Annotated in this window: 2 protein-coding genes; both read left to right on the forward strand. The window is 51.8% G+C overall.

Annotated features, from left to right (window positions below):
* The first annotated feature begins 89 nt into the window (after positions 1-89).
* On the forward strand, positions 90-971 hold the full coding sequence (gene dapA, locus EJP87_RS16150) for a 4-hydroxy-tetrahydrodipicolinate synthase (protein ID WP_130472875.1): 882 nt from the start codon (positions 90-92) through the stop codon (positions 969-971).
* 387 nt (positions 972-1358) lie between these two features.
* Positions 1359-1546: c-type cytochrome (locus EJP87_RS16155; protein ID WP_338140548.1), on the forward strand; the 188-nt coding region annotated here is incomplete at its 3' end.

Raw genomic sequence — 1546 nt, forward strand, 5'->3', positions numbered from 1 at the left:
GTGAATGGATGAGTTTTCCGGTAGCTTTAGGCAGTCTGGTAGTGTGCGGCAAAAGAGGCCGCTCTTTAATGAAAGGATGAACGGTACACATGTTTAAGGGCGTTTTCACTGCATTGATCACGCCGTTTCGCAATGGTCAAGTGGATCATATTGCGTTAGGCAATCTGATTGATAGACAGATTGAGAGCGGTATCAGTGGCTTGGTTCCCTGCGGCACTACAGGTGAATCGGCTACCTTGACCCATGCAGAACATCGTCAAGTGATTGAAAGTTGCTTGGAGCGGGTAAATGGCCGTGTGCCGGTTATTGCCGGGACAGGTTCCAACTCCACTGCGGAAACGATAGAGCTGACTTTGTTCGCGCAACAGGCAGGGGCAGCAGCAGCATTATTGATCACTCCCTATTATAATAAACCCACCCAGGAGGGACTGTTTCGCCATTATCAAGCGGTGGCCAATGCTGTGGACATCCCTTTGGTCCTCTATAATGTACCGGGACGTACTGGCGTAGATATGCAGCCCGAGACCGTGGCCCGTCTGGCACGCCATGGACAAATAGTGGCCATCAAGGAAGCGACTGCCAATATGGAGCGCGCCTCCATGATTTTGCAGCAGACTGCAGGACGTATAACCTTATTGTCCGGGGATGACGCCACCTTTTTGCCCTTTTTGGCCATAGGTGGCGATGGAGTCATTTCAGTGACCTCCAACATTGCACCCACACCCATGGTGGCACTCTGGAAACATTTTCAAAACGGTGAGTTGGCTGAAAGTCAAAAACTGCATCTGCAGTTGCTGGAGATCAATCGACTGCTCTTTTGCGAAACCAATCCCATTCCAGTCAAAGCAGCAGCAGCGATGATGGGATTGTGTAGTCCAGAGATCCGTCTGCCGTTGACACCATTGGCTGAGAATTGGCGTGACCCTTTGCGGCAAGCGATGAGTCGTATTGGGTTGGTTGAAGCAGAATAGCATTGTATTTTGTAACTATTCAGGTGCGTGCTGGCTCACCAGCTCTGCCCCCATGGAGATGCTGTACGGATTGGTGCAAAAAAGTGCGCCAATCCGTACAACTTGCTTCCATTAGGCGCGCTGCACCGACGCAAAGTGCGCGTCGCCTCAGGTGAATAAGCGCGCCAAAGGCAAAAGAATAAAAGCAAAATCCCAGGGATTCCATCCCCGGACCCGGCCGGGGAGGTGCCCTCCCTGGACCCCCAGGTTGTTATGGGTGCTGAATAGTTACTGCATTTTATAAGCACTTTCTGACGGATTCAGCCTAGGCTGCCGTCTAATTGAGTCAACGGCAATGGGTGCCGTTGGCAGGTTTGTCGTCATCGTCGATTGTCAAGGAGAACTCGTGTGAAAAAGCTGACTTATGGCCTTCTGTTGGCTTCCATTATGGTCGCTGGTCCAGCTCTGGCTGGTGGAGATGCGGCGGCAGGTAAGACCAAATCTGCGGTTTGTGCTGCCTGCCATGGCCCGGATGGAATGAGTAAAGTGGATGCCAATCCCAATCTGGCTGGACAAAAAGCCGGCTATTTGGTTGC

This window comes from Candidatus Magnetaquicoccus inordinatus (assembly GCF_004217665.1).
GTDB lineage: Bacteria > Pseudomonadota > Magnetococcia > Magnetococcales > Magnetaquicoccaceae > Magnetaquicoccus > Magnetaquicoccus inordinatus.

Bases quoted from the DNA above. Each gene is read 5' to 3' on its own strand.
- dapA (WP_130472875.1), top strand. From the start codon at position 90: ATGTTTAAGGGCGTTTTCACTGCATTGATCACGCCGTTTCGCAATGGT.